The following is a 24,014-nucleotide window of genomic DNA, read 5'->3' on the forward strand; positions in this document are numbered from 1 at the left end:
ATTGGAAACTGGGGCGACGATGAGAGGACCGCCGAACTCAAAGAGTTTCTAATCGAGCCGGTACACGATCTCGGTCTCGATGCCACCGTGCACGGCGTACGCTACCCCAAGCCCGCACTTGCGGATCTGGCCACCGCCGGACTGCGCTATGACGGATGGATCGCCAATGCCGACGTGCCGAAGGCGTTCGCCGCGCATCGTGTCACCGTCCACATCCCGCGGCGCCCCTATCGTGAGGGTTTGCCTGGAATTCCGACGATCCGCATGTTCGAGGCACTCGCCTGCGGCATTCCGCTGATTTCAGCACCATGGTCCGATGTCGAGCAGCTGTTCAGGCCCGGCGTCGACTTCCTGTTCGCCCACAATGGCTCGCAAATGCGGCAGCACCTGCGGGCGGTGTTGGCCGATGCGGATTTCGCGGCTTCCCTGGTGACTTCGGGTCTCGAGACCATCCGCTCGCGGCACACCTGCCAGCACCGCGTCGACGAGTTGTTCGGCGTGCTCATGGAATGCACAACCGAACATACCATCAACAAGACCACCGCAAAGGAAGCCGCCGCATGAAGATGGCATTCTATGGATCGAGCCTCTTGTCGTCCTACTGGAACGGTGCCGCGACCTACTATCGCGGCTTGCTGAAGGCGCTTGCCCAATTGGGCTACGAAATCACCTTCTATGAGCCCGACGTCTACGACCGGCAGAAGAACCGCGACATCGAGGCCCCTGACTGGTGCACTGTGGTCGTTTATGAAGCGACCCAGCACGCGTTGATGCAGGTCGCGGCACGCGCCGCCAGCGCCGACATCGTCGTCAAGGCGAGTGGCGTCGGTTTCGAGGACGAGGCGCTGCTGCGCGCCGTTCTCGACCATGCCCGCAGCGACGCGCTGGTGGTATTCTGGGACGTGGACGCTCCGGCAACCCTTGCCCAGCTGCGCGACGAACCGGACCATCCGCTCCATGGCGCCCTGCAAGAAATCGACCTTGTGCTGACCTATGGCGGCGGCGACCCCGTCGTCTGGGCCTACCGTGCCATGGGGGCGAACGAATGCGTGCCGATTTACAATGCGCTCGATCCCCAAACGCATCACCCGGTCGCCAGCAATGCGCGTTTCGCTTGCGATCTGGCGTTCCTCGGCAACCGGCTGCCGGATCGTGAGGCGCGTGTCGAAGCATTCTTCCTCGATCCCGCAAGCCAGCTGCCGAAACAGCGCTTTCTGCTCGGCGGATCGGGCTGGGGGGACAAGCCGCTTCCCGCCAATGTCGGCTGGCTCGGTCACGTTGGCACCCGCGATCATAATGCCTTCAACGTCACTCCCAAGGCCGTGCTGAACATCAGTCGCGACAGCATGGCCGTAAACGGTTTTTCACCGGCCACGCGTGTCTTCGAGGCGGCCGGCGCCGGTGCCTGCCTCATCACCGACGCATGGCTGGGCGTGGAACTGTTCCTGAAACCAGACGAGGAGATCCTGGTGGCACGGGACGGCGGCGATGTCGCCGAGATCATGCGCTCGCTGACCTCCAGTCGGGCGAAGGCAATCGGCCAGGCCGCACTTTGCCGCGTGCTGGCCGACCATACCTACGCGCTGCGGGCGGACGTGGCCGATGCCGTCTTCAAACGTCATTTCGAGCAGGGGACCGTGGAGGCAGCGGAATGACCAAGCAATTGGACATCGTCTTTCTCGGCCTGTCGCTGTCCTCGTCCTGGGGAAACGGCCACGCCACGACGTTTCGAGGCCTGCTGAAAGGTCTGCACGAACTCGGCCACCGCGTGACCTTTCTGGAGCGAGACGTGCCGTGGTACGCCAACCACCGCGATCTACGAGATCCGGATTTCTGCGCCTTGCGCTACTACGAAACCACTGCGGAGTTGCAACGCGACTACGCCCGGTGCCTGGAGCAGGCCGACATTGTCGTCATGGGCTCCTTCGTGCCGGAAGGACGCGTGGTCATCGACATCGTCGCTTCATTTTGCAAAGGGCGCTTCTGCTTCTACGACATCGACACGCCGGTAACCGTGGCGCAGCTTTCAGCCGATGATTGCGATTACCTGAGCTGGCGGCAGATTCCGTATTTTGATGTCTACTTCTCGTTCACCGGCGGGCCGATGCTTGGCCGTCTGGTGGAGGAGTTCGGCGCGCGCCGCGCCGAACCGCTCTACTGCTCGGTCGACCCGGAACGGCACCACCGGACCGGCGATCCGATCCGCTGGGATCTCGGCTATCTCGGCACCTACAGTGCCGACCGGCAGGCAACGCTGAACGCGCTGCTGCTCGAACCAGCACGGCATATGCCGGACCGCCGTTTCGTCGTAGCCGGCTCGCAATACCCATCCGACATCATCTGGCCGGACAATGTCGAACGCATCGAACATTTGCCGCCGGCCGATCATGCCGCGTTCTACAGCCGTCAGCGTTACACGCTGAACGTCACACGCAGTTCCATGATCGCTGCCGGATGGTCGCCCAGTGTGCGCCTGTTCGAAGCGGCTGCTTGTGGCACGCCCATCATCAGCGATCGCTGGCCAGGGCTCGACAGCTTCTTTCCCGCATCGGCGATCCACACCGCCGGGGAAACGGACGATGTCATCGAGATCCTCTTCGGCGAGTCCGAGCGCACACGTCTCGCCATGGCCGGCCGGGCCCGCGAACGCGTCCTCGCATCCCACACCGGTGCGGCCAGGGCCCGCGAATTCGTGACGGCGTTGACACAGCCAAGGGCGGCGGCCCTCGATTTCGACATCGGAAGCGCAGCATGACCGGCATACAGGAGAAAACGACGATGCGACAAAAAAGAAACGCGCAAAGGGCAAAGGCAGTGCTTGTCGCCGGCGGTGCGGGATTCCTCGGTTCGCATCTTTGCGAAGCATTGCTCCGCGACGGCTGGCGCGTGATCTGCGCCGACAATTTCCTGACTGGGCGCATGGAAAACATCATCTCGATCATGGACCAGCCGGGTTTCCGATTGATCGAGCAGGACATCTGCCGGCCATTGGATCTCGGCGAGCCCGTGGATCGCATCTACAACCTGGCATGCGCTGCCTCGCCGCCGCGTTACCAGGCCGACCCGATACACACCACGCGAACCTGCGTGATCGGCACGCTCAACCTGCTCGAACTCGCTGTCCGATATGACGCGCGGCTGCTACAGGCCTCGACGAGCGAAGTGTATGGCGATCCGGAGCAACATCCCCAGAGGGAGGACTATGTTGGCCATGTGAACTGCACAGGCCCGCGCGCCTGCTACGACGAGGGCAAGCGCACTGCCGAAACGCTTTGCTTCGACTATCTTAGAGCCGGCAAAGCCGACGTGCGCGTCGCGCGCATCTTCAACACCTACGGTCCGAGAATGGATCCGGCGGATGGCCGCATCGTCTCAAACCTGATCATGCAGGCGTTAGAAAAACGTCCTCTGACGATCTTCGGCGACGGCTTGCAAACGCGGTCCTTCTGCTATGTCTCCGATCAGATCGATGGATTGAGGCGACTGATGGACATCGACCCCAATCCGGGCAAGCCGGTCAATCTGGGCAATCCCGGAGAATTCACCATCGTGCGACTGGCGGCGCTGGTGAAGGCGATGACCGGCACCAAATCGGATTTGAGATTTCTGCCGCTGCCGCAAGACGATCCTCGGCGCAGGCAGCCCGATATTTCGCGTGCAAAAGCGCTGCTCGGCTGGACACCGAAGGTGCCCCTCAACGAAGGGCTCAAGCTGACGATCGATTATTTCGCGGCGCTCGAAGGCAGTCGCATCGGCGATCAGATGACAGGCTTTGCCAAAAGAGCGAGGCCGGCATCCGGCGGGTTGCAGAACCTTCCGGCGTGATGCGAGACGGCCGCCGAATCTTTCCCGAGATCGCGCGGAACATCCGCCCAAGCTTGTGGTTTGGCGGGAGGACCCGATACGGAGGATCATCCTCATGCAACCCAAGCGACCCGCGAGGGATATCGACCAGATGGCCGAACGCGAGACGGCTGCCTATCTGCGGCGCGCCTCGATCACCTATCTCGAGTGCTGCGTCAGCTTGATGATGACGCATCTGCAGCGCGAGGAAGTGGCCACTATTCTCGAGCAGGAAGCAGACATGTTGCGAAGACTGGATTGATCGGAACGATCATATCAGGCATTCGTCCAGGAACCGTATCAGTCGCATCCTATATCGGTCTGCCGTCGCGGCCAGCCTTGCTTTTTCCCGGCCATTTTCGGATTGCGCAGCCGTGCTCCAGAGCCCGAGCTGGAATGCCAAATAGCACGGTTCGAAAAAGCCGATGTGGCCGTTGTCGATGGCAAGCTTCATTCCTTGGACCAGGGTCCTCACATCGCTGTCGGATAGCCCGTACTCGACACGGGCGCCGGCAATGTCCCACTCTATTGGCTGGCAGCCGATCAAATCGTGTGCCCGGCAATGGTCGACAGCATCTGTCTTGAGCACCCTGCCGTCGGCACGAACGAGAAACTCCCATGGTTGGAGCTTTCCATCGATTTCAACGTGCTGCAGCTCGCTCGCGGGGGCCTGTTTCGAGAGCCAACCGCGCAAGGCTGCCGCGCGTTTTTCGCCCAGGGCTTCCGACGTATTGGAAACAGCCATCTCTGCGAGTGCAAGCAATGATGCACCCGGTTCGCAAGTTCGAAGATTGAGCGCACGCCAGGCCAGGTAATTTGTGAACTCCGCGATCAGTCTTTCCCTGGGTAGCGGCGCCTGATCCATCGTGGTGCCGTCAATCCACCGTTCAACCAGAAAGCCATGGCAAAGCGCGACAACTTGCGATCCGAACTCGGCTTCATGCAACATCGTCGCGGTTCGTTTCTTGCGCCGTCCGGTTTCGCCGAGGCCCGCGAATTTGACGAGCCAGCGGTCACGCCCGGCGGACGCCAGGAATTTACGCCGCTCGGTACCGCGAGGGCTCGGCGGCCAGCGCCCTTCGTCGGCGTAGTGGGCGGCCCGCCACTCGCCGCCAGATAGCTCGGTCAGGCCTAATTCCGGCCTGCCGACCGCCTCGGCCACCCAATCGCGCAACGTGGGAATTTTCGAGCTTTCGGAGAAGGTGCATTCAAACGCCGTCGCCACATGCTTCGGACAGCGCGACCATGTCTCCCGAGCCTCCCGCGACGCTTCGATGCCCGGGCCGCCTGAATGGCTGGGAAACAGGTGAATGCGGTCCGTATCGATACCCAGTTCACGCAGCCACACGATAACGGCATGCATCGAACTGCCGGACAGGCCAGGACCCTCGTCGACAACGGCGAAACGCGCCGATGGATTGTTCATCCAGGTGGCGATCGACTGCGGATCGGCGTTGATATACCTGCGGAAGGGATGGCCGATCGGGCGAACGCTGAATGGTGCCGGCGCACCAATCGAGGCCGCCACCATAGCTGCCAGCCCGAGGCCGATGCTGCGGACGCCGATCACACATGTGTTCGCATCGAGACCCGACTTCTGCGCCGCGTCCAAATAGCTTTCGGGATAAAGCGCATAGTGCGCATAACCCTCGGCAGAGCCGGTCACAACCTCGGCCTTGCAGTCGAGCCCGGCCAGCTGTTTGAGAAGTCCCGGATCGATGCCACCGCCGACGCCGAAACCGCTTTGCCACGACTTCGCCACCTCTGCCGCAAGTCCGACCAACAACTTGGCGCCTTGCTGTTGTCGCGGCGAAAAGATGTCGATGCCGCTGGTTTGGAAATCGACATCGGCAAGCGCCTGAACCAGCTCCGACACGCTGATGAATAGTCCGACCAATGCAGCATGGCGTTGGACGCCATGAGACATCCGATCCAGGCTTTCGGCCATTTCGTTTGCTGCTTCCCGAAGCTGCTCTGCGCTCTCGGTCTGCCTGTGGTCGCCGTAGACGATCATCGATCGGTTTTCCAATGTTGCCGTGCGGCAACGCATCGAATGCAGCTTCGATCCATGCAGTCTCGCGCAATTTTTCGATGGGCGGAGGAACATTCCGGCACGCTGATGGTTCGGCGCCAGGAACTTACCTTTGAACAACATAGGGTGGCGGTTTCGTGGGATCGAAAAAGGTTCGTGTTGGTATCGTTGGGGTCGGCAACTGCGCATCCTCCCTGGTGCAGGGCCTCTCGTTTTATCGTAACGCGAAAAGCAACGAACCAATCCCTGGGCTGATGCATGCCGAGCTTGGCGGCTACCATGTCGACGACATCGAGATTGTCTGCGCATTCGATGTCGCCAGGAGCAAGGTTGGCCGCGACGTCGCGGAAGCGATCTACGCCGCCCCGAACAACACGTTCCGCTTCGCCGACGCGCTGACAACCGGCGTTCGCGTCGAGCGCGGGCCGACGTTGGACGGGATCGGCAAATATCTGCGCGACGAGATTGAAGAAGCTCCGGAGCCGGTTGCCAATGTCAGCGAGATCCTGCGCGACAGCAACGCTGACGTGCTGGTTTCCTACCTGCCGGTGGGTTCTGAGGAGGCAACTTGCTTCTATGCCGAATGCGCACTTGAGGCCGGCTGCGCCTTCGTCAATTGCATACCAGTTTTCATCGCCTCACGCCCGGAATGGCGCCGGCGCTTTGAGCAGCGAGGACTGCCGCTGGTCGGCGACGATATCAAGAGCCAGGTCGGCGCGACCATCGTGCACCGGCTGCTGGCCAACCTCTTTCGCGAACGCGGCGTACGCATCGACCGCACCTATCAGCTGAATTTCGGCGGAAACACCGATTTTCTCAACATGCTGGAACGCGAGCGGCTGGAATCGAAGAAAATCTCGAAGACACAGTCCGTGGCCAGCCAGTTCGATGTTCCCCTGGAGCCAGGCAATATCCACGTTGGGCCCAGCGACCACGTACCGTGGCTGACCGATCGCAAGTGGGCCTATATAAGGGTGGAAGGCACGACTTTCGGCGGCGTGCCGCTCAATGCCGAGCTCAAGCTGGAAGTCTGGGATTCTCCAAACTCGGCCGGCGTGGTGATCGATGCGGTACGCTGCGCCAAGCTGGCGCTCGATCGCGGCATGGCGGGAGCGCTGACCGGTCCCTGCAGTTATTTCATGAAGTCGCCTCCCGAACAGTTCACCGACGCCGAAGCGCGGCAGCGCACGCTCGCTTTTATCGCAGGCAAGGACGAGCCTTTGCTCGATGCCGCGGAATGACGACGACCTTCTTTCTGATCCGCCATGCGGCACACGACAATGTCGGCTCCTATCTGGCAGGCCGTATGGACGGCGTTTGCCTCGGGGATGCTGGTAAGACGCAGGCAACGCAGCTTGGCTGCCGCATGGCCCGGGAGCCGATTGCAGCGATCTTGTGCAGCCCGCGCGAGCGGACCCGAGAGACGGCCCTGCCAATCGCGCTCGCCTGCGGCGTCGGGGAAATCGCGATCTGTGCCGAACTCGACGAGATCGACTTCGGCGACTGGTCGGGAAAGACCTTCGATGAGTTGAGCGGCAACGCCGGCTGGCGAGCGTGGAACGACCAGCGGCAGGAGGCCAGGACACCAAACGGCGAAACCATGCTGGATGTCCAACAGCGCGTCGTCGCGGTGATGAACGCTGCCCACGAGCAGCATCAGAATCAGTGTGTCGCCCTGGTCAGCCACGCCGATGTAATCAAGGCCGCTGTCTGCAAAGTCCTTGGCTTGCCGGCCGGCGACTGCTTTCGCTTCGACATCGATCCCGCCTCGATCACCACGATCGTGTCGGGCGACTGGGGGGCGAAGCTGATCCGATTGAACGAAGTTGCCTGACGAGGATTTGCCGGATGCAGATGGTCATTTTCGGTCTTACCGTCACGTCTTCATGGGGTAACGGCCATGCCACCTTATGGAGGGGACTGATCAGAGCCCTCGCCCGGCGCGGCTGGTCCATCACCTTCTTCGAACGCGACACACCCTACTATGCCGGAACGCGCGATCTTGATCATCTGGACGGCGGCAACATCGTGCTCTACCCGGACTGGGAGGATATCCGCCGGGTCGCGGAGCAAACGATCAAACGATCGGATGTCGTTATCGTCACCTCTTATTGTCCAGATGCCGTGGACGCCTCGCGGCTGGCGCAGCAGGCAGGGCCCGGACTGCGGGTCTTCTACGATCTGGACACTCCGGTCACGCTTGCCCGCATCGAACAAGGTGAGCGTCCACCCTATTTCGGCCCCGAGGGTCTTGCCGATTTCGACCTCGTCCTGAGCTACACAGGCGGCCCGGCGATCGACGCGCTGAAGGCGGTTCTGGGCGCGCGTCACGTGGTGCCGCTCTATGGGCATGTCGATCCGGATCAACACCGGCCGGCTACGCCGCGGGCCGAGTTCAAGGCCGATCTCTCTTATCTCGGAACCTACGCGCCCGATCGCCAGGCGGCCGTCGAGAATCTGCTGGTGCGCCCAGCTGCGCGCTTGCCGGACCAGCGCTTCATCATCGGCGGCGCACAATATCCGCAGGAATTCCCGTGGAGCGACAACATCTTCTTCGTCAGGCACCTTCCGCCGGCCGATCACCCGGCGTTTTTCTCATCCTCTCGTCTGACACTGAATGTGACCCGCGAGGCGATGGCGCAAAAGGGCTGGTGCCCTTCGGGTCGGTTGTTCGAAGCAGCGGCATGTGGAGTGCCTATCGTAACCGACACATGGCCGGGCCTAAGCAGCTTCTTCGAACCCGGCAGCGAGATCCTGCTGGCCCACGACACCGATGACGTGGTCGCGGCGCTCGCCTTACCCGCAGGAGAACTCGATGCTATCAAAACCCGTGCGCGCCAACGGGTTCTCGACGAACACACTTCTGGCCGGCGCGCGGCGGAGCTGGACCAGATTCTAAACGACGCCTTTCAAAGATCTCCCGGCGAACCGATGATGGAAGCAGTCTGATGTTGGGCATTGTGCCCGCTGCCGGGCGCGGCAGCCGCATTCAACCGCTCGGCTTCTCGAAAGAGCTGCTGCCGGTCGGCAGCCGGATCGAAGGACAGACCGAGCGTCCCTGCGCCGTGAGCGAGTATCTGGTGCGGCGGATGGTGCACGCTGGCGTCGACAAGATCTGTTTCATCATTGGATCGGGCAAATCCGACATCCTCGAATATTACGCTGCCGGCTATGGTGAGGCCGCGGCTCTCTTCGTGGTGCAGCCCAATCCCGTTGGACTTTGCGATGCGATTTTTCGGGCAGCGCCTCTCGTCGCGTCCGATGAGGTCGTCCTGGTCGGCCTTCCCGACACGATCTGGTTTCCCGAGGACGGCTTCTGTCATTTGCCTGACGATCAGCTTTCATTTCTGCTCTTCCCGGTGGATCGTCCCGAATTCTTCGACGCCGTCGTTGTCGATGACCACGAGCGCGTGATCGAAATCCAGGTCAAGCAACAGGACGCCGCCACGAACTGGGTTTGGGGTGCGTTCAAGATGCCGGGCTCGATCCTGCATCAGCTTGCGGCACTCTGGCGTGAACGGGAATGCCGTGACGAATATATCGGCACGTTGGTCAACGCCTACCTTGCGGCCGGAGGTCAAGCCTCCGGCGTCAAGGCCGGGTCCGCCTATGTCGATGTCGGCACTTTCAACGGCTATCGCACGGCCCTGCGGCTGCTCGAGGACGGCGCCGCACCCGTCCATCACCAACCCGCCACGATTATGCCAGGTGCCCGTTCGCATGTGCCTGTCGTTCCCGGCGAAGGAGCCTGATCATGCTGCATTCCCATGCCGAAATCCGCCGCCGTATCGATGCTCTCGGCCCATGGTTCCACAACATGGAACTGGCGGGTGTCGAAACCGCTCCCAACCATTTTCTCGGCAATTATCCGCTGATCAAATGGCGCAAATTCGCCGAGGCCATTCCCGCCGATCTGACAGGCAAGACGGTGTTGGATATTGGTTGCAATGCCGGTTTCTATTCCATCGAGATGAAACGGCGAGGTGCTGCCCGTGTCCTCGGCATCGATTTCGATGAGGCCTATCTGGCGCAGGCCCGCTTTGCCGCCGAGATCGCCAATTGCGAGATCGAATTCCAGAAACTTTCGGTCTACGACGTCGGCGCCCTGGGTGAAACGTTCGATGTCGTGCTGTTCATGGGGGTGCTTTATCACCTGCGCCACCCCTTGCTCGCGCTCGACCTTATCCGTGAGCACGTAGCCGGTGACCTGATGATCTTCCAGTCCATGCAGCGCGGCAGCACAGATCTGCCCGAGATGGAAGAGAACTATCATTTCTGGACGCATGACCTGTTCGACCGGCCGGAATTTCCCAAGCTCCATTTCATCGAGCACCGCTATGCCGATGACCCGACCAACTGGTGGATACCCAACCGCGCCTGCACCGAAGCGATGCTGCGCAGCGCCGGCTTTGAAATCGTCCTGCATCCGGAGCAGGAGGTCTATTTCTGCCGCGCCGCCGGCGGCGCGGCCAGTGGGGGTCCCGTCTACCCCTCGAAAGGACAGCGTCATGATTGAAGCCGCGATGATCTGGAACGAGCCCAACAACAAATCGCATTGGGATCCCGAGCTCGATCCCGATTGGAGCCGCTTCGCCAGGATGGCAATCCTGGCGGCGGACGCAATCGCATCTGAAAACCCGGCTTTGACCAAAGTGCTCGGTGGCATCTCGCCGATAGATCCGGGGTTCATCACCCGCATGAAGGAATTCGGCGTGTTGGATCATGTCGATGCCGTCGCCGTGCACGGCTTTCCCCTCGACTGGAATCTGTGGCAGATCCAGGAATGGCCGCAGAAGATCGGCGAGATCGCGACCGTCACCGATCTTCCCATCTGGGTCAGCGAAGTCGGCGTATCGACCTTCGGCGCCGAGGAAATCCAAGTCTGGGGGCTCAAGCGCACAGCTGAATTGCTGCTCGGCAATGCGCCACGCATCCAATGGTACAGCCTCTACGATCTTCCGCGTGAATGGGAAGCAACGACGCGTCACCGCGAAGCCGAGGGCTCCTCTTATTACCGGCATTTCCATATGGGGCTGCTACGCCAGGACGGCACGCCAAAGCCCGCGCTGGAGGAATTCCTGCGCCATACACCCGCAATGGGCCTGGTGCAGTGGTTTCATTTCGAAGACCCGCGGCTGGACGATGCCGTCGCCTGGATGAAGCGGCTGGGTGTCACCAATATGCGTACCGGGCTTTCCTGGGCGGACAGTTTTCGGCCGAATGCGCTGGACTGGTTCGACCGGCAGATGGAAGCACTCGCCGATTTCGATGTGACGGTCACCTTCTGCTTCACACCTCAGCACCGCGGAATGATGCCCCACCACACCAGCCCGCCCCTGGTGCCGGAGGAGTTCGCTGAATTCTGTTCAACCATGATCCGCCGCTATGCGCCTGGCATGACATCCGCCTCGCTCCCCACGCAGCGGGCCTCGGCCGCGTGAAATGTCATGCTGCCCATGCATCAGATGCAGGACTTCGCGACGCCGTTGACGGGTGGAGATACGGCGCAGGGCAACGAGACGCGCCCAGGCGAGACACTCACCGTCCTCAATGTTGCCTACCCTCTCGCGCCCGTCGGCCCCGACGCTGTCGGCGGTGCCGAACAGGTTCTGTCGATGCTGGATCGGGCACTGGTTCAGGCCGGTCATCGATCTATCGTCATTGGCTGCCGAGGCTCCAGCGCGAGCGGCACGCTTGTGGAAATACCGGCCGAAAACGGCGTACTCGACGAGGCGGCGAAGAGCCGCGCGCAACAGGCCCATCGCGAGGCGATCGCGGCTGCCCGTGCCCGATGGCCCATCGACGTGGTTCATCTGCACGGCATAGATTTCGACGCTTATCTGCCCGACGATGGTCCGACCTTGGTGACCCTCCACCTGCCATTGGATTGGTATCCGGCCGCGGCATTGCGCCCGACGCGCGGTGACCTCTGGCTCCATGCGGTCTCGCCCACCCAGCAGAAAACCGCGCCATCAGACGCCCGGCTGACGGCGCCGATTCCGAACGGCGTTGACATCGAAGCACTGACCCTGCTGCAGTCGAAGCGCGACTTTGCCCTTGTTCTAAGCCGGGTTTGTCCGGAAAAGGGCGTCCACCTGGCGCTCGACGCAGCCAAACAGGCAGATGTGCAACTGGTCATCGGCGGCAAGGTCTATCCCTATGAAACGCATACGCGGTACTTTCGCGATGAGGTCCAACCTCGCCTCGATGGCCGCCGCCGCTTCCTTGGCCCTCTCGGCTTCACCGCCAAGCGACGCATTCTCAATGCGGCGCGCTGTCTGGTCATTCCGAGTCTCGCAGCCGAGACCAGCTCGCTTGTGGCCATGGAGGCCCTCGCCTGCGGTACCCCGGTGGTCGCCTTTCCAAATGGTGCGCTTCCCGATGTCATAGAGCACGGCAGGACGGGCTTTCTCGTCGATACGGTCGACGAGATGGCCCAAGCCATTCTTGCGGCGCCCAGCTTGGATGCCGAGACATGCAGGGCTGAAGCGCGACGGCGGTTTTCGCTGGAACGGATGATCTCGTCTTACATGGACGCCTATCAAGCGCTGGCACGGCTTGGCACTGGTCGCCGGCGCTTCGCGGCGACGCCGTGAGCTAAGCTGTGCTGCGCAGCGAAATCATCGGTGACCTCACACAATTGGACGCCTTAACGCCGCACTGGTGGAAACTGTGGCAGCAGAGTCCCTCGGCGACTCCGTTTCAATCTCCCGCCTGGCTGGTGCCGTGGTGGCACGCATTCGCACCTGGTGAACTGGCGACGGTCGCGGTCTGGCGTGGCGACGATCTGGTCGGGCTGGCGCCATTCTACCTCGAGCATGGGATATCCGGTTCGAAGCTGCTTCCGGTCGGCATTTCGCTCAGCGATTATCTGGACATTCTGGCTGTCCCTGGGAGCGAAGCCGAGGTCGTCGACATTGTCGCCGAGTCGATCCTCTCGATCGGGTGGGCGCAATGGATCTTGTCGGACTTGCCGCAGGACAGCCTCTCCCTTGCGATGACGCATCCCGAGATGGATTGGCCGACCGCCCATGCCGCCTGCCCCGTGCTCGCCCTCGCCGGCGACGAAACGCTTGCAGGCTGCGTCCCCGCAAGACGCAGACGCCAGTTGCGTCGGGCGCGTCAAGCCGCATCAAGATGCGGCCGGATCGCGCTGTTGTCGGCAAGCGGCAGTCCGCAAACTTTCCTCGATCAATTGATCCGCCTGCACAATATGCGCTGGGCCGAACAAGGAGGCGGTGTGTTGGCCAACGCCGCCGTCGAGCAATTCCATCGGCTCTCACTTCCCTTGCTCGACGCTCACGGTCTGGTGCGATGCTGGCTGTTCGCGATCGATGGCGGAACCGTCGGCGCTTATTACGGATTTCACCACCGCGGCCGTGCCTATGCTTATCTCGGTGGCTTCGACCCTGCTTATGCCGAGGAGAGCCCAGGTGCGATCCTGATTGGCCACGCAATCGCGGAAGCGATCCGCGAAGATGCGCGCGAGTTCGATTTTCTGCGCGGCCAGGAGGCCTATAAATATGGCTGGGGCGCCGTCGACAGGTGGACGATGCGCAGGGTCTGGACGCGGAGTTGATGCATGAGTGTAACCGCACCGAAAGCCGCCCGGCGCACGACATCGGTCAGGCTGGCGGTTGAAGACTGCATGGCCGATGGCATTTGCGCCGAAGGTGTTCTCGTCAGGCTGGCGCTCCACCTGCCGCCCACAATTGGAGCGGCGGAATTGGCGGAGGTCGTGCTGAAGGTCCAGCCGGCGGATGCCGGCGACGCAGCAAGGCTGCGAAAGGTCGCCGGACTGCTGCGCTGCAAACCAGACGTCTTCGCCATGTTGCGGGCAACGGGTGGCGCCGTTCGGCATGAGCGCGATGAGGACGAGACGAATGTCGCTGTCGTCATGCGGCTGGCCTCCAGCTTCGATGCCGCGGCAGCGATTTCGGGAGCCGCGAGTGTCCAACTGGCATCCCTCGGCGATGAGGCAAGGCTCACAGTCACGACCAATGAAATCGTCGCATGGCTGGAAGCGCGAGAGTTCACCGGAAGGGAACGAAGCATTCTCGACATCGGTTGCGGCATCGGCCGTTTCGAGCGCGCGCTGTGCACATCCTTCAAGCGCATGGTCGGCATCGACATATCGCCGCGGATGATCTCCATCGCCTCCGAGCAATGCGCCGCACTCGGCAATGTCGAGTTGCGACAAACCTCCGGTCTCGATCTGTCCGAATTCGCCGACGCCAGTTTCGATTGCGTGCTGGCGGTGGACAGCTTTCCCTATCTGGTTCTGGCCGGCATGGCTGATCGGCATTTCGACGAAATTGCGCGCGTTCTGAAACGGCCGGGCTGGCTCGCCTTGCTGAACTATTCCTATCGCGGATCACTTCTCTCAGACCGCGATGATATCGGCCGTCTGGCGCAAGCTCATCAATTGCGGGTCCTCATCGACGGCGAGAAGCCGTTTCGGTCGTGGGATGGCGACGCCTTTCTGCTCGCTGGGTGAAGCGGAACATTACAGCGCGATGCCAGTTCGGACGTCGAACAACGGGCACCGACGAGTGTCCCCTATTTGAAGGAGGATAATCATGGCATCCGGCGGTAAAAAACAATTCGGCCGCAGCAGCCAGGCAAGAGTGCCGGCGCCGGCGCGGTGACCTCCCCGGAGAAGGACGAGATCGAAGAAAACGCGGTCTTGTCGAATCGCAACAAGAAGCAGCATGGCCAAGAGCGCGGGCTGGACGGCAATCGGATCAAGCCCGATCAATATCAGGAGCACGCCGCTGACCGATTGCCTAGGGATTGAACGCCACCGCCGCGCGTCCATGGCCCGGGACGACGAAGGAGCAGCAAGGAAATAAACCTGTGCAAGGGGCCGCTGGTGAGCTTCTTGGCGGTTGACACCGCCTTGTAATGCCAGGCGCTTATCACCACACTAGGATCAAGGGACCCGCTATCAAGAGAATGTGATGTCTCGTTCGAGCGACGATACCCCGGATCCGCATGTCGAGATGGCTGTGGATCAGGAGATTGCTTCCCTGCTGGCCGCCATAGAGCAGGAAAAAATTCCAGACCGCCTGACCAAGCTGGCGATCGAATTGCAGAACGCGCTCGTCGAGAAACGTCGGCGCGACGTGAAGAACTGACTATCTGCGGCCGTCGACCTCGACATCGAGCTGACCATCCGACAGCTGGTTTCGTCTTTCCATCAATGTCTGCAGCGAACTCTCCCCCAGGAATTCAAGGATGTTGGCGCGCGCACGGTTCAGGCGGCTTTTGACCGTCCCGACCGCGCAACCGCATATGTCGGCGGTTTCCTCGTAGCTCACTCCCAAAACGCCGATCAGCATCAGGACCTCGCGTTGGTGTTCAGGCAGCCTTTGAATGGCGCCGTGAACTTCCTTGCTCTGAACGGTCCATTCCTGGGTGGCTTCCGAAATTGGTCTCGAAGACGCGCAGTCGAGCAGGCCTGGCGACTCCCGGGCAGCGATCTTGACCCGGGTGTAATAAGTGTTGCGCATGATGGTGAAGAGCCACGACTTCATGCGCGTACCGGGTTCGAACTTGTCGATGTTGGCGAGACCCTTGGTCAGTGTCTCCTGCACGAGATCGTCAGCGTCGTCGGGGACGCGGCAGAAGGTGCGCGCAAATGCCCGCAGGGCAGGTATCAGGTCAACGATGGAAACTTCATTGGTTTCCTGGTCGGCCAAAAGGCAGCCTCCGGATGACAATGGTCCAGCTCCCAGAAGAAAGAGTGTGTGAACGCAGCCCCAGCTAAATGCATGGAAGTTTGGTTCGTTCCTCGTGCTGGAGACAACTCTTCATAAATTGTGCGCAGGCGGAGATATCTGTCATCCGATCGGCGCGCACCATCGCCGCAGCAGTCACGGCTCCTCCGACAGCGGTGTCTCCAGCGTCCATTTTTACGGGAACAAAGCCGCTCACCGGCAGTTTGATGGCTTGACCACTTCAACCTTCCGGTATCGATCGAGGACCTGTCATGGCCAAATCCGCTCGCCCCTCCGCTCGCCAATCGGCAAGTGGACTGGATCAGAATAGCGCGCGCGGAAATGGCGGCGAGTTGCACCAGGTCGCGGGGGACGAAACGCCTGCGCTCACGACGGCGCTCGGAACGCCTGTCTCCGACGACCAAAACACATTGCGGATCGGTGAGCGCGGACCATCGCTGATCGAAGACTTTCACTTTCGCGAGAAGATTTTCCACTTCGACCACGAACGCATCCCGGAAAGGGTCGTTCATGCCCGCGGCTATGGCGCGCATGGTTTTTTCGAGACCTACGAGTCACTTGCCAAATACACACGTGCCGACATTTTCCAGCGAGTTGGTGAAAAGACGCCGGCATTCGTTCGTTTCTCGACGGTTGCCGGCAACAAGGGCTCGTTCGATCTCGCCCGCGACGTGCGCGGCTTCGCGGTCAAGCTCTACACCAAGGAAGGCAATTGGGATCTGGTCGGCAACAACATCCCGGTCTTCTTCATCCAGGACGCCATCAAGTTTCCCGATCTGATCCACGCCGCCAAACAGGAGCCGGACCGTGCCTTCCCGCAGGCACAGACGGCGCACGACAATTTCTGGGACTTCATCAGCCTGATGCCGGAATCGATGCACATGGTGATGTGGATCATGTCGGATCGCGCGATCCCGCGTTCCTTCCGCTTCATGCAAGGCTTTGGTGTGCACACGTTCCGCCTCGTCAACGCGAGGGACGAATCCACCTTCGTCAAGTTCATCTGGAAACCGAAGCTCGGCATGCAATCGGTGGTCTGGAACGAGGCGGTCAAGATCAATGGCGTCGACCCCGACTTCCATCGCCGCGATCTGTGGGAGGCTATACAGGCCGGCAATTTCCCGGAATGGGAGTTGACGGTGCAACTGTTCGATCAGGCATTTGCCGACAGTTTTGACTTCGACATCCTGGACGCAACGAAGATCATTCCGGAGGAGATCCTCGAACCAATTCCGGTCGGTCGGCTGGTGCTCGACCGGATGCCGGACAATTTCTTCGCCGAGACCGAGCAGGTGGCGTTCATGACGCAGAATGTGCCGCCCGGAATCGATTTCTCCAACGATCCGCTACTGCAAGGCCGCAACTTCTCTTATCTCGATACCCAATTGAAACGGCTGGGCAGCCCGAACTTTACCCATCTGCCGATCAATGCGCCGAAGTGCCCGTTCGCCCATTTTCAACAGGACGGGCACATGGCCATGCGCAACCCGGCCGGTCGTGCCAATTATGAGCCGAACTCATGGGGACTGGGACCGCGCGAGGATCCGCAGCGTGGCTTCCGTTCTTTCGCCGATGCCGAAGAAGGGCAGAAAGTACGTCTGCGCGCGGAGAGCTTCGCCGATCACTACAGCCAGGCCCGGCAATTCTTCAACAGCCAGACACCACCGGAGCAGCGTCACATCGCGATGGCGCTGACATTTGAACTGAGCAAGGTCCAGGCGCCGGCGATCCGCGAGCGCATGGTTTCGCATTTGTTGAACATCGATGAAACGCTGGCGACCACGGTCGCCGACAAGCTCGGCATCCGTGACCTGCCCGAACCTGCCGAAGCCGCCGTTCCGCCGCGCGATGACTTGCCGCCGTCGCCGGCGCTCAGCATCATCCAAAATGGACCCAATAGTTTCGAAGGCCGCAAAGTCGGTGTCATGCTCAGCGATGGAGCCGATGTCGCGCTGTTCGAGGAACTTCGTTCCGCCATCGAAGCGGAAGGCGCGGTGATGGAGGTGGTTGCGCCCAAGGTGGGTGGCGTCGAAGCCGACGACGGCACCCACATCGAGGCAAGGCACATGATCGACGGCGGTCCGTCCGTATTGTTCGACGCGGTGGTGCTGCTCCTCTCCGAGGCGGGCGCCGAGTTGCTGGTCAAGGAGGCCGCTGCGAAGGATTTCGTGTCTGATGCGTTTGCGCACTGCAAGTTCATCGGCTTCACCCCGGGGGCCGAGCCGCTCCTGGCCAAAGCAGGCGTCGCTCCCGATGCCGATGAGGGGCTGACGCGGCTGGATTCGGCAGCTTCGGTAACTGCATTTGTGCGGTCATGCCGGAAGCTGCGGCTCTGGGCGCGGGAGGCGGCTGTCAAGCTTTGATGCGATGACGTCAGCTGTTTTCCGCTGGCATGTCCGCAGGCTTTGGTTTGCCGCCAACCCAGTCCGCACCCCGATCTACGAGCGATCTTCCTTGCTGGACGCTTGCCGCTGCTTTTCCAGGACCTCATCGGTCCCGACCAGCTTCTTTGCTCCGCCTGAAATGGTCGTGGACACCACTGAGGGCGGATCGCTCGCCGGAAAGGAATCCTCCAATCCCGCCTGCAGTTGGTCCTCGAGCGTGCGTGGTTCTTCGGAACGGCCGGGCGTTCTGCGTGTGTCTATCTTCTCAAGCGGCTGTTTCCTCTCTGGCGAATCGTTGGCGTTCCGGACCAGGGCGTAAAGTTGCTCGATCGCGAATTCCTTGATCGTTTCGAAATCGGCGCGATCGTCCTCTGCCGCCTCGATCTGATCAACCATGGCTTTCTCGAAGCGGTCGAGGCTGTCGCCTCCGCAGGCATGGGAAAGGCGCAACAGGGCTTCGTTCAGCATCAACGGAGCAAAATGTGCTGAAGCTTCAAGCCTGAGTTGTCTTAGACGATCCGGAGTGGCGGCCTGCAACTTTGACATGGACAACCTCCTTTCTCCCACAAGCGTCTCAACGACATTTGACCGCCGATGTTCCACTGCGCCTGAACATCCTTCCCGCCCGGCGAGCTACAGGAACCAGCTTGCCACCAGTCCCGCCGACGCCGCAAAGATCGCCAGGGTCGTCACGCCGCCCAGGATGTTCGTGCTTATGCTGTTGACCTTGTCGCCTATGATCTTGCGATTGTTGGTCATGATCAGGATGAGAAGCAGCAGAGGTGGCGTTGAAAATCCTTGCACGACGCCCGACCAGACCAGGGCTTTCATAGGGTTGAAGCCGAAGAAATTGAGACCCACCGCCACCAGCGTTATGATCCCCATCACGATATAGAATTTGGGAGCCTGCCGAGGTTTGGCATGCAAGCTATTCTTCCATCCCATCGCCTGGGCGAAATCGAAAGCGGCGCCAGCGGTCATGATCGGCACGGCCAGAAAGCCGACGCCAATTACACCGGCCGCAAAGAGAATGCCGGCAGCGTCGCCGGCAAGCGGCCGCAGCGCTTCGGCCGCCTGTGCCGCTGTCTCGATCTGCGTCTGCCCGGCCTTGTAGAGCGTCGACCCTGTCGAAAGGATGATGAAGTACATGATCAGATTGGAAAACGTCATGCCGATCAGGATATCGCGGCGGGATCGGCGCAGCTCGCCCTCGGTGGCGCCTTTGCGCTCTTCGAGGCTCGTTCGACCCTTGGCGATCTCCTCCTCCACCTCCTGATTGGACTGCCATGTGTAAAGGTATGCGGAGAGCGTGGTCCCGATGATGGCGACGAGGATGGACAGGTATTCTCGGCTGAACTCGATTTTTGGCAACAGCGTGCCACGCAGGACAGAGGCGGCATCCGGTTTGGCAAGCACCGCGGAGACCACATAGGCAAGCAGAGCCAGAGCCAGCCACCGGAACACATTTCGGATCAATTTATACGATCCGAACACCTGCAGGGCAAAAATGACGATCGCGACGACAATGACGACCAAAGGAGCAGGCAGAGGAACGAACAGCACGATGGCCGCCGACATGGCGCCAAGATCGGCGGCTGCCTCGATCGTGTTGCCAATCAGCACGCCCACCAGCACGGACCATAGCAGCCAACGCGGATAGAAGTCCGATATGACCTTGAAAAGCCCGCGACCCGAAACCTGGCCAAGTTTGGATGAAAGGTAGACGACGAGATACATCATCGGCAGCGTGACAGGTGCCGTCCACAGCAGATCGGGTCCGAACCGCGCTCCGGCGCTCGCGTAGGTACCGATGGCCGAGCAGTCGTCATCGGCCGCACCGGTAATCAGACCAAGCCCGAGAGCCCGAACGACGCCGCCTTTTTTTTGCTCGCTTGCCCTTTGGCCCTCGTCAGGTGGCTTGTTCATTGAAGGCGCGTCTTTACCGAGGCCACGCAAGAAATCATGACGAACATTCCAATCGGACGGCGATGAAGCAGCCGTTTCAAGCTGCATTGAGATCGAGGCTCGAACCTCTGGTCAGGCTTTTTGTTCCTGGACCAGTCCCGGCCCGCGACGATGTTTCATCCGATGCGGGTTCTTTCGGCGGAGCCGGACATCCAAGCGAATGCTCCGCTCCACTGAAGAAGGGTGTCGGAGCCTGTCATTCAGGCGACTTGGCACAAAACTTTCCCCGAAAGAAAATCCCGCGGCGCCAAAGTCGAGTGTTCGGCCCAGCCCGTTCATCCGCTTGGTCAGCGGCTCGTACCGCCGCCGATCGCCATCCGTAAGCCGAGGCCGATGATGAGACAGCCGGCGAGCCGCTGCTGCCAAAGCCTTGCGCGAGGGTGCCGCATGACCCATGCCCCGGCCGCGCCCGATGCCAAGGCATAGGCTCCCAGCACCAGCACACCGGTTATCTTCTGTGTTGCGCCAAGCAGCACCAGCTGCAACGTGACGGAGCCCCTGTGCGGATCCACAAACTGCGGCAGGAACGCAACCATGAACATCAAAGGCCAGGGATTGCTCAGATTGGCGATCATTCCTTCCCGGGCGGCGGCGAGCGGCCGCAGGGCCTTGAGGTCACCTGTGGGAATGGTTGCCGAGGATGAAAGCAGCAGCCGGACACCCAGCCAGACGATGTAGGCCGCCCCGGCCCATCGAAGCAGATTGAACGCCAGGGGCGAGGCGTGGACAAGCGAGGACAGGCCGAATGCAATCAGCGGAAGCTGCACAAGTCCGGCGCTCAGCGTCATGCCGAGCACCGTGAACAGCGCCACGTCGCGCCCCTGTCCGATGCCGCGGGCCATCACCAGCATGCTGTCGGGACCTGGCGGCACCTGCATGAGAATGACGGTTCCGACAAAAGCTATCCACAATGAGGGATCGATGGGGCATCTCCGTTAGCGCTGCCGATGACATCAAAGCGGCCAGCCGTCATCCGGATTCCGCGGCAAATGAAAATGTCCCATCGCGAAGAACCAGGCATGAACCGTCAGATGGAACGCGGTGCCAGTCCTGGAAGTTGAAAAAAGCCGGAGCCGTTCCTGAACCGGTTTTGGAGGCCTACCCGTGCATGAACCGATAAACGCCTTCCCGCTCCCGCTGGACACGTCTCCGATGGAGGCCAGGCTTGCCGATGAAATCCCCCGGGATGGAAACCGCTGGCAGTACGAGCCCAAATGGGACGGGTTTCGCTGCCTGGCTTTCAAGAGCGACGACACCGTTGACCTGCGCGCCAAATCCGGCAAGCCGCTCGGCCGCTATTTTCCAGAAATCACGGACATTTTGCGTGACCTCAAGCGCGGGCATTTCGTCCTCGACGGCGAGATTGTCATTGAGGTTGACGGTGAGCTTTCCTTCGAGGCGCTGCAGATGCGCCTTCACCCGGCACAAAGCAGAATCCGCAAACTGAGTTCGCAGACGCCTGCCAGTCTGATCCTCTTCGACATGCTTGCCAGGCCGGGCGGCGAGGTCATCACGGGCAAGCCACTTGTGGAACGGCGGCGAGCGATCGAGGACTTCATGACCTCCTCGAACAGTCCAGATCTTCGCCTGTCGAAGTGCACTTATGATGCAGCCACGGCGGCTCGATGGCTACACGGCTCCGGCCATGCATCGACCGACGGCATCATGGCCAAAGTGCTTGATGAGCATTATCTGTGCGGGGAACGTGCGATGGTGAAGGTAAAGCCGAGGCGCACCGCCGATTGCGTTGTCGGCGGTTTCCGTTATCTCGCGGACAGTCGTGAGGTTGGCTCGCTGCTCCTCGGCCTCTACAATGACGACGGCAAGCTCGATCACGTCGGCTTCACGTCGACCATCGCCAGGACCGACAGAGGAGCGCTCACGCGCCGGCTGGAAGGGCTGCGGTCAGAGCCCGGATTCACCGGCAAGGCGCCCGGCGGCCCGAGCCGCTGGAGCACGGAGCGCAGCGGACAATGGGAACCCTTGGAACCTGAACTGGTGGTGGAGGTCCGCTTCGATCACGTTACCGGCAATCGGTTTCGCCACGGCACCAAACTGCTGCGCTGGCGCCCCGACAAGGCGCCACGGCAATGCACGTTTGAGCAGATCGAATAGACCGCTCCTGGAAGATCGCTTCCAGAAACCTGTCACGATTTATTGTGACGAAGGAACCAACTCGGGATTCACCGGTTCGGACACCATCCACCGGGGCTACCCAGACATGCCAAATGCAGCAGAAATTCTCATCGATACGCTCGTCGCCTGGGACGTGGAGGTGGTGTTCGGCTTGCCGGGAGACGGCATAAACGGCGTCATGGAAGCGTTGCGGACGCGGCGCGACAAGATTGCCTTCGTTCAGGTCCGGCATGAAGAGTCGGCTGCCTTCATGGCATGTGCGTATGCCAAGTGGACAGGAAAGCTGGGCGTGTGCCTTGCGACGTCCGGTCCCGGCGGAACACATCTTCTGACCGGCCTCTATGACGCCAAGCTCGACCAGGCTCCGGTGCTGGCGATTACGGGCATGCAGTTCCACGATCTGATCGAGACGTTCACGCAACAGGATGTCGATCTGACGCGCGTGTTCCACGATGTCTCCGTTTACAATGCACATGTCGCCGACGCCGCGCATATGGAAAACGTCGCCAGCCTTGCCTGCCGAACCGCGCTGGCGCGCAAGGGCGTCGCCCATCTTTCGATTGCCAGCGACATCCAGGAGCAGGAGAGCGATCCGTCGAAGCGCTCCAAGCGCAATCGCCCGGCGCACACGCCGCAGGATATGTTCGCCGGTCACAGCGTACCGCTGGAGGTTGAGCTCGACAAAGCCGCCGCCATTCTCAATGACGCTTCGCGGGTTGCGATCCTGGCCGGACGCGGCGCCATCGGCGCGGCCGCCGAACTCGAACACACGGCGCGACTGCTGCAGGCGCCTGTCGCGAAGGCCTTGCTGGGCAAGGCGGTGCTGCCGGACGACCATCCCTACACCACCGGCGGGATCGGCATTCTTGGAACCCTGGCTTCGCAAGAGGCGATGGAGAGCTGTGACGCGGTGCTGATTGTCGGTTCGACCTTTCCCTATATCGAATACTACCCGCAGCCCGGGCAGGCCCGTGGCGTCCAGATCGACTGCGATGCGCAGCGGATCGGCTTGCGCTTTCCGGTCGAGGCCGGCCTTGTCGGCGACGCGGCCGAGACATTGCGCGCGCTGAACCAACGTCTGACGCAGAAGCCCTCCGATGAGTTCCTGCACCGTTCCCAGGAGACCATGAGGAAATGGCGCGAGATGATGCGGCAGTCGGAAGACATGCAGGCGCAACCCTTGAAGCCACAGGCGATTGCCCGGGCGTTCGGACAACGGTTGGCCGACGACACGGTGCTGGCCACGGATTCCGGTCAGAACACGGAACTGGCCGCCCGCCATGTCGATCTTCGCAGCGGCCAGGCATTTGGGGTGTCCGGATCGCTGGCGTCGATGGCTTGCGGTCTCGCCTACGCCATCGCTGCCGGCATCGCGTTTCCCGGTCGCCCGATTGCCGCCATCGTCGGCGATGGCGGCTTTGCCATGCAGCTCGGCGAATTCTCGACGGCGGTGCGCTACAAGATCCCGCTGAAGGTTCTGGTGATCAAGAACAACATGCTCAATCAGATCGCCTGGGAGCAGATGATGTTTCTGGGGAATCCGCAATTCGGTTGCGAATTGCAGCCGATCGATTTTGCCATGGCGGCGGAAGCAATGGGCGCAAAGGGTTTTCGCATCGAGCGGGCCGATCAGATCGAGACGGTTCTCGACCAGGCTTTCGCCACGCAAGGCCCTGTCGTGATCGAAGCGCTGGTAGATGCGTATGAGCCGCTGATGCCGCCCAAAATGCCGGCAGATTACGCCAAGAACTTCCGCCAGGCCCTGCCGCGGACACCGGGACACGAACGCATAGAAGAAAATATCGCCCGGGAGCCGGCGAAATCGATGATGGACGCCTAGAGGCACGGAGGTGAGAACAGCGCCTCAGTGGCTTCAATCTGGATCTTTCCAGATGAACCGGAGCTCCGGTCCTC

At 61.2% G+C, this 24,014-nt stretch carries 24 protein-coding genes; 19 read left to right on the top strand and 5 right to left on the bottom strand.

Going from position 1 to position 24,014, the window contains the following annotated elements:
* The 5 genes from EOC06_RS02155 to EOC06_RS02175 all read left to right on the top strand — a co-directional run.
* Positions 1–564 (top strand): glycosyltransferase (locus EOC06_RS02155; RefSeq protein WP_164898434.1); only part of this gene is annotated, 564 nt, incomplete at its 5' end.
* Positions 561–1,655, top strand: a complete 1,095-nt coding sequence (locus EOC06_RS02160; protein WP_127268454.1) for a glycosyltransferase — start codon at positions 561–563, stop codon at positions 1,653–1,655. The genes EOC06_RS02155 and EOC06_RS02160, both read left to right, overlap by 4 nt.
* Positions 1,652–2,755, top strand: a complete 1,104-nt coding sequence (locus EOC06_RS02165; protein WP_128306969.1) for a glycosyltransferase — start codon at positions 1,652–1,654, stop codon at positions 2,753–2,755. Before EOC06_RS02160 ends, EOC06_RS02165 begins: the two co-directional genes overlap by 4 nt.
* 23 nt (positions 2,756–2,778) lie before the next feature.
* Positions 2,779–3,825, top strand: a complete 1,047-nt coding sequence (locus tag EOC06_RS02170) for a UDP-glucuronic acid decarboxylase family protein (RefSeq protein WP_027036338.1) — start codon at positions 2,779–2,781, stop codon at positions 3,823–3,825.
* A gap of 94 nt (positions 3,826–3,919) precedes the next feature.
* Positions 3,920–4,105 carry a hypothetical protein gene (locus EOC06_RS02175; RefSeq protein ID WP_032900517.1) on the top strand — a complete coding sequence of 62 codons (186 nt, stop codon included), beginning with the start codon at positions 3,920–3,922 and terminating at the stop codon, positions 4,103–4,105.
* 9 nt (positions 4,106–4,114) lie between these two features.
* On the opposite strand, the gene EOC06_RS02180 is transcribed toward EOC06_RS02175, so the two are convergent.
* Positions 4,115–5,857 (bottom strand): hypothetical protein, encoded by a 1,743-nt coding sequence (locus tag EOC06_RS02180; RefSeq protein WP_128306970.1) that lies wholly within the window; start codon positions 5,855–5,857, stop codon positions 4,115–4,117.
* 155 nt (positions 5,858–6,012) lie between these two features.
* Here EOC06_RS02180 and EOC06_RS02185 point away from each other — a divergent pair, with 155 nt between their 5' ends.
* The 11 genes from EOC06_RS02185 to EOC06_RS02235 all read left to right on the top strand — a co-directional run bounded on the left by EOC06_RS02185 (position 6,013) and on the right by EOC06_RS02235 (position 15,012).
* Entirely contained in the window at positions 6,013–7,116 is a 1,104-nt protein-coding gene (locus EOC06_RS02185) for an inositol-3-phosphate synthase (protein WP_128306971.1), read from the top strand.
* Complete coding sequence (locus tag EOC06_RS02190) at positions 7,113–7,709, top strand: histidine phosphatase family protein (protein WP_128288166.1); 597 nt, start codon at positions 7,113–7,115, stop codon at positions 7,707–7,709. Before EOC06_RS02185 ends, EOC06_RS02190 begins: the two co-directional genes overlap by 4 nt.
* 14 nt (positions 7,710–7,723) lie before the next feature.
* A complete protein-coding gene (locus EOC06_RS02195) occupies positions 7,724–8,824 on the top strand; it encodes a glycosyltransferase (RefSeq protein ID WP_128306972.1) in 1,101 nt (366 codons plus the stop codon).
* Positions 8,824–9,627 carry a sugar phosphate nucleotidyltransferase gene (locus EOC06_RS02200; RefSeq protein WP_128306973.1) on the top strand — a complete coding sequence of 268 codons (804 nt, stop codon included), beginning with the start codon at positions 8,824–8,826 and terminating at the stop codon, positions 9,625–9,627. The genes EOC06_RS02195 and EOC06_RS02200 overlap by 1 nt, the downstream gene beginning before the upstream one ends.
* Before the next feature lie 2 nt (positions 9,628–9,629).
* Positions 9,630–10,391 (top strand): TIGR04290 family methyltransferase, encoded by a 762-nt coding sequence (locus EOC06_RS02205; protein WP_128306974.1) that lies wholly within the window; start codon positions 9,630–9,632, stop codon positions 10,389–10,391.
* Positions 10,384–11,316 (top strand): beta-xylosidase, encoded by a 933-nt coding sequence (locus EOC06_RS02210; protein ID WP_127380957.1) that lies wholly within the window; start codon positions 10,384–10,386, stop codon positions 11,314–11,316. The genes EOC06_RS02205 and EOC06_RS02210 overlap by 8 nt, the downstream gene beginning before the upstream one ends.
* Before the next feature lie 24 nt (positions 11,317–11,340).
* Positions 11,341–12,471 (top strand): glycosyltransferase, encoded by a 1,131-nt coding sequence (locus EOC06_RS02215; protein WP_245469288.1) that lies wholly within the window; start codon positions 11,341–11,343, stop codon positions 12,469–12,471.
* A gap of 8 nt (positions 12,472–12,479) precedes the next feature.
* Positions 12,480–13,454, top strand: a complete 975-nt coding sequence (locus EOC06_RS02220; RefSeq protein ID WP_128306976.1) for a GNAT family N-acetyltransferase — start codon at positions 12,480–12,482, stop codon at positions 13,452–13,454.
* A 3-nt stretch (positions 13,455–13,457) separates the two neighbouring features.
* A complete protein-coding gene (locus tag EOC06_RS02225; RefSeq protein WP_127320154.1) occupies positions 13,458–14,372 on the top strand; it encodes a class I SAM-dependent methyltransferase in 915 nt (304 codons plus the stop codon).
* Positions 14,373–14,519: 147 nt separating this feature from the next.
* Positions 14,520–14,672, top strand: coding sequence for a hypothetical protein (locus EOC06_RS02230; protein WP_306462313.1), 153 nt, complete (start codon positions 14,520–14,522; stop codon positions 14,670–14,672).
* A gap of 163 nt (positions 14,673–14,835) precedes the next feature.
* Positions 14,836–15,012, top strand: a complete 177-nt coding sequence (locus tag EOC06_RS02235) for a hypothetical protein (protein ID WP_127270589.1) — start codon at positions 14,836–14,838, stop codon at positions 15,010–15,012.
* Here EOC06_RS02235 and EOC06_RS02240 read toward each other — a convergent pair whose 3' ends face one another.
* Entirely contained in the window at positions 15,013–15,576 is a 564-nt protein-coding gene (locus EOC06_RS02240) for a sigma-70 family RNA polymerase sigma factor (protein ID WP_127326434.1), read from the bottom strand.
* A gap of 290 nt (positions 15,577–15,866) precedes the next feature.
* On the opposite strand from EOC06_RS02240, the gene EOC06_RS02245 reads away from it, so the two are divergent.
* Positions 15,867–17,978, top strand: a complete 2,112-nt coding sequence (locus EOC06_RS02245; protein ID WP_128306978.1) for a catalase — start codon at positions 15,867–15,869, stop codon at positions 17,976–17,978.
* 75 nt (positions 17,979–18,053) lie between these two features.
* Here EOC06_RS02245 and EOC06_RS02250 read toward each other — a convergent pair whose 3' ends face one another.
* From EOC06_RS02250 to EOC06_RS02260, 3 genes are all read right to left on the bottom strand, one after another.
* The gene (locus tag EOC06_RS02250; RefSeq protein ID WP_127270596.1) at positions 18,054–18,545 is read right to left on the bottom strand and encodes a hypothetical protein; all 492 of its coding nucleotides are present in this window, start codon (positions 18,543–18,545) and stop codon (positions 18,054–18,056) included.
* A gap of 87 nt (positions 18,546–18,632) precedes the next feature.
* Positions 18,633–19,925 carry an Nramp family divalent metal transporter gene (locus EOC06_RS02255; RefSeq protein ID WP_128306979.1) on the bottom strand — a complete coding sequence of 431 codons (1,293 nt, stop codon included), beginning with the start codon at positions 19,923–19,925 and terminating at the stop codon, positions 18,633–18,635.
* A 326-nt stretch (positions 19,926–20,251) separates the two neighbouring features.
* A complete protein-coding gene (locus tag EOC06_RS02260) occupies positions 20,252–20,842 on the bottom strand; it encodes a LysE family translocator (RefSeq protein ID WP_128306980.1) in 591 nt (196 codons plus the stop codon).
* 226 nt (positions 20,843–21,068) lie between these two features.
* On the opposite strand from EOC06_RS02260, the gene EOC06_RS02265 reads away from it, so the two are divergent.
* The gene (locus EOC06_RS02265) at positions 21,069–22,079 is read left to right on the top strand and encodes an ATP-dependent DNA ligase (RefSeq protein WP_128306981.1); all 1,011 of its coding nucleotides are present in this window, start codon (positions 21,069–21,071) and stop codon (positions 22,077–22,079) included.
* Between the two features lie 106 nt (positions 22,080–22,185).
* A complete protein-coding gene (locus tag EOC06_RS02270) occupies positions 22,186–23,940 on the top strand; it encodes a thiamine pyrophosphate-dependent enzyme (protein ID WP_128306982.1) in 1,755 nt (584 codons plus the stop codon).
* Positions 23,941–24,014: the final 74 nt, after the last annotated feature.

Origin of the sequence: Mesorhizobium sp. M7A.F.Ca.MR.362.00.0.0, assembly GCF_004023175.1 — a bacterium.
Taxonomy (GTDB): domain Bacteria; phylum Pseudomonadota; class Alphaproteobacteria; order Rhizobiales; family Rhizobiaceae; genus Mesorhizobium.

Coding starts and splice junctions, on each gene's coding strand:
- EOC06_RS02160 (WP_127268454.1), top strand. CDS start 561: ATGAAGATGGCATTCTATGGATCGAGCCTCTTGTCGTCCTACTGGAAC.
- EOC06_RS02165 (WP_128306969.1), top strand. CDS start 1,652: ATGACCAAGCAATTGGACATCGTCTTTCTCGGCCTGTCGCTGTCCTCG.
- EOC06_RS02170 (WP_027036338.1), top strand. CDS start 2,779: ATGCGACAAAAAAGAAACGCGCAAAGGGCAAAGGCAGTGCTTGTCGCC.
- EOC06_RS02175 (WP_032900517.1), top strand. CDS start 3,920: ATGCAACCCAAGCGACCCGCGAGGGATATCGACCAGATGGCCGAACGC.
- EOC06_RS02180 (WP_128306970.1), bottom strand. CDS start 5,857: ATGATCGTCTACGGCGACCACAGGCAGACCGAGAGCGCAGAGCAGCTT.
- EOC06_RS02190 (WP_128288166.1), top strand. CDS start 7,113: ATGACGACGACCTTCTTTCTGATCCGCCATGCGGCACACGACAATGTC.
- EOC06_RS02195 (WP_128306972.1), top strand. CDS start 7,724: ATGCAGATGGTCATTTTCGGTCTTACCGTCACGTCTTCATGGGGTAAC.
- EOC06_RS02200 (WP_128306973.1), top strand. CDS start 8,824: ATGTTGGGCATTGTGCCCGCTGCCGGGCGCGGCAGCCGCATTCAACCG.
- EOC06_RS02205 (WP_128306974.1), top strand. CDS start 9,630: ATGCTGCATTCCCATGCCGAAATCCGCCGCCGTATCGATGCTCTCGGC.
- EOC06_RS02210 (WP_127380957.1), top strand. CDS start 10,384: ATGATTGAAGCCGCGATGATCTGGAACGAGCCCAACAACAAATCGCAT.
- EOC06_RS02215 (WP_245469288.1), top strand. CDS start 11,341: ATGCAGGACTTCGCGACGCCGTTGACGGGTGGAGATACGGCGCAGGGC.
- EOC06_RS02225 (WP_127320154.1), top strand. CDS start 13,458: ATGAGTGTAACCGCACCGAAAGCCGCCCGGCGCACGACATCGGTCAGG.
- EOC06_RS02235 (WP_127270589.1), top strand. CDS start 14,836: ATGTCTCGTTCGAGCGACGATACCCCGGATCCGCATGTCGAGATGGCT.
- EOC06_RS02245 (WP_128306978.1), top strand. CDS start 15,867: ATGGCCAAATCCGCTCGCCCCTCCGCTCGCCAATCGGCAAGTGGACTG.
- EOC06_RS02250 (WP_127270596.1), bottom strand. CDS start 18,545: ATGTCAAAGTTGCAGGCCGCCACTCCGGATCGTCTAAGACAACTCAGG.
- EOC06_RS02255 (WP_128306979.1), bottom strand. CDS start 19,925: ATGAACAAGCCACCTGACGAGGGCCAAAGGGCAAGCGAGCAAAAAAAA.
- EOC06_RS02260 (WP_128306980.1), bottom strand. CDS start 20,842: ATGCAGGTGCCGCCAGGTCCCGACAGCATGCTGGTGATGGCCCGCGGC.
- EOC06_RS02270 (WP_128306982.1), top strand. CDS start 22,186: ATGCCAAATGCAGCAGAAATTCTCATCGATACGCTCGTCGCCTGGGAC.